Consider the following 6,393-nt stretch of genomic DNA (forward strand, 5'->3'; position numbering starts at 1 on the left):
AATAAAACTTACAAGCATGTTGAATAAAATGATATTAATTGGCTATTTGGGAGCTGCTCCTGAAAGCAAAAATGAATTTTGGTGCCGAAACATTCAATTTTCGTATGGCTATCTCTGAGAGCTATGCAGATAAAAATACCAATAAAAAGTAGACAAAACAAAATGGTATTCCGTGGTGCTTTTTAAGCTACATACATTTGGCAAAATTTGTTCTTCAGTACAGAACTGCCCCTTTTTCCGAATGAATGAGAGGAACGGTTTTTTTAATGGTCAACGCTACAAAGGATGCAATCAGCACTTTCAAGAAACCACTAACCAAAAAACCTAATGAACTTATTAAAACTGTCAGCAAAGGGACCTGTGTCATATAAGCCACCCATGGTATTCCAAAAGAATAGACTATCCCAATGCCACCCACAGTATTTATCACAAATAATATTATAAAATTTAACCGGTGCCAAAATAATTCTACCATAAAGCCAATAAAAAATGCAGCAAATGGAAAACTAATCAGATAACCACTCGTAACTCCTGAAAAAACACTAATTCCACCACGACCACTAGGCAATAGAGGTAACCCAATCGCAATAAGAACAAGGAAAAGAAGTGATGCTAAAGCTCCCCTTTTCGCTCCAAGTATAGAGCCTGCTAACATCGGAGCCATAGACTGAGCTGTAATAGGGACGCCCAGCAAAAAAGGAAGATAAATAGGAGGAAAAAGACTCAAAACAGCGTAAATAGCGGCAAATAAAGCAATATAAACTAAATCTTTTGTATTCACTGAATTATTCCTTCACTAGGGAAAAGCTTTCGTTATTGTTGTACAATTAATAAAAAGTATCAGATTTATAAAAGTACACTTTAAATGCCTTAGATATAGAGAAAAATACTATAATAATTTATTTTAATAACATCACTTATATGAATCATATTAGATTCTACAGTGTTTAATTACATCATAAATTACTATAGTTAAATTCAATAATAGTGATATATGAATATTATATAATAACAATATAACAAAATAATACATTTATTTTAGTTATTATGCTTTGAATGAATGAGAGGAACAGATCTTTTAATCGCGAGTGCAATAAAGGATGCAATCAATACTTTTAAACAATCGCCTATCAAAAAAACTGATGAAGCCATTAAAACCTTCAGTAAAGAAACTTTGGTCATATAAGCTGTCCATGGAACACCAAAAGAATAAACTATCCCAATGCCACCAAAAGTATTTATTATAAATAATGTTATAAAATTTAACCGCTGCCAAAAAAACTCTACCATTAAACCAATAAAAAATGCGGCAAATGGAAAACCTATTAAATAACCACTTGCAATTCCTGAAAAGACACTGATTCCACCACGACCACCAGGCAACAGAGGCAATCCAATCGCAACAAGAACAAGAAAAAGGAGTGACGCTAAAGCACCCCTTTTTGCCCCAAGTATAGACCCTGCTAGCATCGGTCCCATCGATTGAGCCGTAATAGGTACCCCTAGAAGAAAAGGAAGATAAATAGAAGGGAAAAGGCCCAAAATAGCATAAATAGCGGCAAATAAAGCAATATAAACTAAATCTTTTGTATTCATTTGATTCTTCTTTTACTATAAAAACTTTTATTATTATGAGATGCTATATCAATAGTATCAGCATCATAAGAACGCGCGTCCAATGCTTCAGCCACTTCTGAAGCCATTCTTATGGTTCGTATAATTAAAGGTATCGCAAGAGCAACAATGTTAGTATTAAGTCCTCGTGCTTGCTGTGCTTCATGTACCTCATTAAACTTTTCACCCAAAAGAGGAATAAACCTGATCGCCATAGAGATAACCATACTCACTTTTGATGGATTTATACCAAAACAACGAAAGGGCTGGAGGCCTGCTTCAATTGCATCCACCATATCTGACACTTTTGTTGTGAATGAAATAACTGATGATAAAGAAAAGAGGATAACAAGACGTAATATGACCTCAACCCCCGTAAGCCAACCGCTAAAAATAGTTTGAAATACAAATAGAAGAACTAAAAGCAATCCCATCGATTTAAATTGCTTTATCACAGTTTTGAAAGGGATTTTGGCGACTCTATAGAATAAGATGACCAACAATAAAAATAAACCAAGAAGCGCTATGGAAGAAACCATTATTATAAAAGTTCCACAGGCCGTAAGAAATAATAACTTAACTCCAGGACTTAACCTATGAATAAATGTATCCCTCGGAATATATAAACCGATCATGACATTCTTCTTATATACTCCTTTATAGCAACAAAAGGTACATCATCAATTGCTATCTCCCCCTTATCAAAAACCAGCACTCTATCAAACTTTTTCAAAAACTCTAAATCATGCGATACAACTATTGCCGTTTGCGGTAATTCTTCTATCACTTGCGTAACGCGATGCTTATTTCGCAAATCAAGTAATGTCGTCGGCTCATCAAAAATAATGTAGTCTGGTTTCATTGCAACTACACTAGAAATAGCAACAAGTTGTTTTTGCCCACCACTTAATAAATGGACAGCGTGATTTCTGAAATCTTGAAGTTCATAGCGCTGTAAAATTTCATCTACACGCTCCTTAATTTCATCTTTATTAAGCTTTAAATTTTTGAGACCAAAGGATAAATCCTCTTCAACTAATGGTAAAACAATCTGATTATCGGGATTCTGAAAAACAAATCCAACTTTACGTTTTACTGCTTTTGCATCGCGTTTTGTATCAAGCCCATCAACGCTTACAAAACCATGAGATGGTAATTGGAGCCCATTAATAAGGCGAACAAATGTACTTTTTCCAGAACCATTCGCACCTATAATAGCAACTCGTCTTTCGGTAAGCTGTACAGTAATATTTCTTAAAACACACAAATCACCAAAAACTTGTGTTACCTTATCAAATTTTATAATCCCCAAGGTTTATTCCAATCAATCCCTTTTATTAGCTCTTCTTTCTCTATCGCTTCAGTTTATAACCTAAAAGTAATAACAAGCACCATAGAGGAATAATAATGACTGCCAAACTCATATCAGGCATCTGTACAGGAATATATGCTTCAAGAAAAGGCAAGCTTATTCCTATCATATCAAAAAGTCGAGTCATCAATCCATTTTTCCCAAAACCACTGACAAACATAATGCAAAATAATAAAACAAGAAAGCAGAGGCAAAGATAGTTAGCGTAAGGATATAAACCAAACGCATAAATAAAATCGCCCTTTCTGTTCTTATGGGCATTGCGAAATTTCAAATGAACAATAACAATAATAGCCCAAGTAATCACTGCTGCTGCAGTTGCAAGAGCCATGATCCGCATGAAACTATTATCAGGAACAAGAGCATTAACAACGACAATCAACGCCGTACATAATGAAGAAAAAAGGATAGCAATATAAGGAACACGAGCAGCACTCAGTTTACTAAAAATATGTGGTGCATTTTTTTGTACAGCTAAACTATAAAGCATACGGCCATTAGAATAAATGCCACTATTGTAAACAGAAATAGCAGCCATAATCACCACAAAATTCAAAATATGACCAGCAGCAGGAATTCCTATAGTCTCGAAAATTGTGACAAAAGGACTACCATTTTTTCCAATCATATTCCAAGGGCTGATTATCATAATAATGCTGATAGATCCAATATAAAAAATTATAATCCTCCACATAACTTGACGGATAGCCGCTGGAATTGTTTTTTGTGGATTAGATGCCTCTCCAGCAGCAATACCAATAAGCTCCGTTCCTCCAAAAGAAAACATTACTACAGAAGTTGCTAAAACAACCCCTACTGCTCCATAAGGGAAAAAACCACCATGGTCCCAAAGATAATGAATATTCGCTTGATTTTCCCCTAGTCCAGTGACAATGAGAAAAATTCCAAAAATAATCATACCAATAACAGCAGCCACTTTGATCAAAGCGCAAACAAATTCAAATTCTCCATAAAAACGAACATTAAACAAATTAACAAATGTAACAAATAAAAGAACAATGAAAGATGTCTTCCAATGATCAATCAAAATCCAATGATCAAGGTAAAACCCTATCACTGTAAGTTCAGCCATGCTCACAAGAATATAAAGAAACCAATAATTCCAACCTGTTATGAAACCAGCTAATCTCCCCCAATATTTATAAGCAAAAAAACTAAATGCTCCTGAAGACGGTTCTTCTACTGACATTTCACCAAGCATTCGCATAATGAAATACATAATAAGCCCGCCGACAAGATAAGATAAAATAACTGAGGGACCAGCTAATTGAATTGCCTCGGTTGACCCATAAAAAAGTCCCGTCCCAATAACGCCACCCAAAGCAATCATTTGAATATGGCGATTTTGAAGGCTACGCTTCAATTCCTCGTGCTTTTTTTCAGACATCATGCCTCACTACTTTTGTTGAACTTAACCTCAACTTTTATTGAAAAATTAGGCACCTCTTTCAAAAAACACAAAACAAACGTAAACTTATTTTCTTATCATAATGCAACTCCTTATTTTTTTGTGCATTATACGTATGTCCCGTTGAAGTTTTAAGAAAAAATATGCTCCACCCTTTATTTAAATTAATGTCCTTCATTTTCGTTACACTAACCATTATAGCATTGGTCATTGATAACGCACACTCTGTAATCACATCACATTGGACAACAACCCCCTTTAATAAAATTTTAACAAACCTTCTGCAAACAGATATCTATCACCTTAATCAATCTCTATGCAAGGTAATGCCTGATTTTCTGTCCTCAATTTGCATTACTCTCACTTATTTACCCGCATGGTCTATCTTTGGTGCTTTAGCAATAGTATTTTGTATCTTAAATTACGAAAAACAAAAGCCTTTTCACAAAATATCATATGCATATAACGAAGAGTACATTTGATCTTTAAAAAAACTTCTAGAGCTCTCTGTACTATAACATAATCGATGTCGCTTAAAACCCCTCACTCTATTAAAACAACTGAAGATCACTTGATCATCAGAAAAAATTAAAACGCTTCATTATAAATATAGGCGCTCACTTATGATTTCTATAGATAACGATAACATCACTTTATTTGTATCAATTTAAAAAAATTAGCGAATAAATCTACCTCCCATCTATAAGAAAACTCTGTACAGAAAAAACTTAAAATATTGCAGTTCATATATTTTTCTATGGCTGTTTCTTTAATACTCTACAAAAACTTTTCTTAATTTTCGTACTAGAAACCCCATATAAAAAAACGTCTTCTAATATCAGCTCTCCTTATAAGATTGGAACTTATTAAAATTAATGAAGAAGCTTATAAAAATTATTCTACAAGTCTAACAAAATGCGTGAAATAAAAACTCATCTGTAAATAATTGCAATTGTGATAAAAAATATTTCGCACCTTCTCCCTATTGAGAAAATGGTAAGATAACAGCTTCAGTAACACTCTAGTTCTTTTAAATCTGAAAATCGTCTCGCTAAAATATCAACTTTTTTAGATATCTCATCCAAACTTTTCCATTGATTAGTTACCTCTCGAGAAAGTTCCTCAATGAATTTTTCTTGGTAAGCTAGCTTCATTTCTAATTCTATCAGCCGATCTTCATCCGACATGATTTTTACTCCCTCTAAAATAAAAAACGTGATTAATTTTATTAATCCTCCTCCCTTTTTCTTCCCATAAAAATGAGAAGTAACTTCTCAACTAATTCTACTCATCTATTTGCACATTATAAAAGGTTTATGATGATCTTTATTTTCCCAATCACTCTATGCAACAAATTTCTTTCTTAAGAATCAGAAAATGTTTTTATCTTTACTAAGTTATCTTGACACCATTTTTCATCCTAAAGATCTACATTCCCAGCTTCTTAATTTAAGTGCTATCGTAAATTGAAAAGCATTTTATAGCATTAAGGTCAAAGAATACTTTCCTCTGACTTTTACATACTTCTCCTTCAAATTATTATCATATGTATAAATTATTGAAAAAATGCATTCTTGCTTTTATACGTACTTTTAGCTATTACCCTCAAATTAGTTTTGTCTCATTGACTTACAAACCTATGCCGCATTAGCTCAGTTGGTAGAGCACATCATTCGTAATGATGGGGTCGCTGGTTCGAATCCGGCATGCGGCACCACTTTTTGTATTTAGCATATTGAAATATATAGATTTTTTTCTTTAAATAACCATTTTCAGACCACCTTTTAGACCACCTTCTACAGCTTATATAATTTTATCTAATTTGTTCTTATTTGCTCCTTATTTTTCTTTGGAATGAAGGCTAAGATCTCTTTTTTTCTCCACCTCACTGCTCTCCCTAACTTATATGGCTCCGGAAACAACCCCTGAAGCACCCAATTGCGAATCGTTGTTGTGGATACACTAAAAAGCTGTGCAC

8 protein-coding genes and 1 tRNA gene are annotated in these 6,393 nt (G+C 33.7%); 2 read left to right on the forward strand and 7 right to left on the reverse strand.

All coding sequences use genetic code 11. From position 1 onward, the window contains the following. Window positions 1-214: 214 nt before the first annotated feature. The 5 genes from ACFIL8_RS06965 to ACFIL8_RS06985 form a co-directional block, all read right to left on the reverse strand. Window positions 215-781, reverse strand: a complete 567-nt coding sequence (locus ACFIL8_RS06965) for a biotin transporter BioY (RefSeq protein ID WP_375629706.1) — start codon at window positions 779-781, stop codon at window positions 215-217. 257 nt (window positions 782-1,038) lie between these two features. Continuing rightward, window positions 1,039-1,596: a biotin transporter BioY gene (locus ACFIL8_RS06970; protein ID WP_375629709.1), complete on the reverse strand. Its 558-nt coding sequence runs from the start codon at window positions 1,594-1,596 to the stop codon at window positions 1,039-1,041. Next, a complete protein-coding gene (locus ACFIL8_RS06975) occupies window positions 1,593-2,249 on the reverse strand; it encodes an energy-coupling factor transporter transmembrane component T family protein (RefSeq protein WP_375613809.1) in 657 nt (218 codons plus the stop codon). Before ACFIL8_RS06975 ends, ACFIL8_RS06970 begins: the two co-directional genes overlap by 4 nt. Continuing rightward, window positions 2,246-2,926, reverse strand: coding sequence for an energy-coupling factor ABC transporter ATP-binding protein (locus ACFIL8_RS06980; RefSeq protein WP_375613810.1), 681 nt, complete (start codon window positions 2,924-2,926; stop codon window positions 2,246-2,248). The genes ACFIL8_RS06975 and ACFIL8_RS06980 overlap by 4 nt, the downstream gene beginning before the upstream one ends. Window positions 2,927-2,966: 40 nt before the next feature. Continuing rightward, window positions 2,967-4,394 carry an amino acid permease gene (locus ACFIL8_RS06985; RefSeq protein ID WP_375629712.1) on the reverse strand — a complete coding sequence of 476 codons (1,428 nt, stop codon included), beginning with the start codon at window positions 4,392-4,394 and terminating at the stop codon, window positions 2,967-2,969. 164 nt (window positions 4,395-4,558) lie between these two features. Between ACFIL8_RS06985 and ACFIL8_RS06990 the strand changes: the two genes are divergently transcribed. Continuing rightward, on the forward strand, window positions 4,559-4,897 hold the full coding sequence (locus tag ACFIL8_RS06990) for a hypothetical protein (protein WP_375638587.1): 339 nt from the start codon (window positions 4,559-4,561) through the stop codon (window positions 4,895-4,897). Between the two features lie 528 nt (window positions 4,898-5,425). On the opposite strand, the gene ACFIL8_RS06995 is transcribed toward ACFIL8_RS06990, so the two are convergent. After that, window positions 5,426-5,602 (reverse strand): SlyX family protein, encoded by a 177-nt coding sequence (locus tag ACFIL8_RS06995; RefSeq protein ID WP_375612388.1) that lies wholly within the window; start codon window positions 5,600-5,602, stop codon window positions 5,426-5,428. Between the two features lie 454 nt (window positions 5,603-6,056). Between ACFIL8_RS06995 and ACFIL8_RS07000 the strand changes: the two genes are divergently transcribed. Beyond that, a tRNA-Thr gene (locus tag ACFIL8_RS07000) sits at window positions 6,057-6,132 on the forward strand. Window positions 6,133-6,232: 100 nt separating this feature from the next. Here ACFIL8_RS07000 and ACFIL8_RS07005 read toward each other — a convergent pair. Then, window positions 6,233-6,393, reverse strand: a 161-nt coding sequence (locus ACFIL8_RS07005; RefSeq protein ID WP_375689244.1) for a helix-turn-helix transcriptional regulator, incomplete at its 5' end; no start/stop codon positions are given.

Origin of the sequence: Bartonella sp. AP57NXGY (assembly GCF_042195805.1) — a bacterium.
Taxonomy (GTDB): domain Bacteria; phylum Pseudomonadota; class Alphaproteobacteria; order Rhizobiales; family Rhizobiaceae; genus Bartonella.

Excerpts from the sequence above, each read along its gene's own strand:
- ACFIL8_RS06970 (WP_375629709.1), bottom strand. The coding sequence starts at position 1,596 with ATGAATACAAAAGATTTAGTTTATATTGCTTTATTTGCCGCTATTTAT.
- ACFIL8_RS06975 (WP_375613809.1), bottom strand. The coding sequence starts at position 2,249 with ATGATCGGTTTATATATTCCGAGGGATACATTTATTCATAGGTTAAGT.
- ACFIL8_RS06985 (WP_375629712.1), bottom strand. The coding sequence starts at position 4,394 with ATGTCTGAAAAAAAGCACGAGGAATTGAAGCGTAGCCTTCAAAATCGC.
- ACFIL8_RS06990 (WP_375638587.1), top strand. The coding sequence starts at position 4,559 with ATGCTCCACCCTTTATTTAAATTAATGTCCTTCATTTTCGTTACACTA.
- ACFIL8_RS06995 (WP_375612388.1), bottom strand. The coding sequence starts at position 5,602 with ATGTCGGATGAAGATCGGCTGATAGAATTAGAAATGAAGCTAGCTTAC.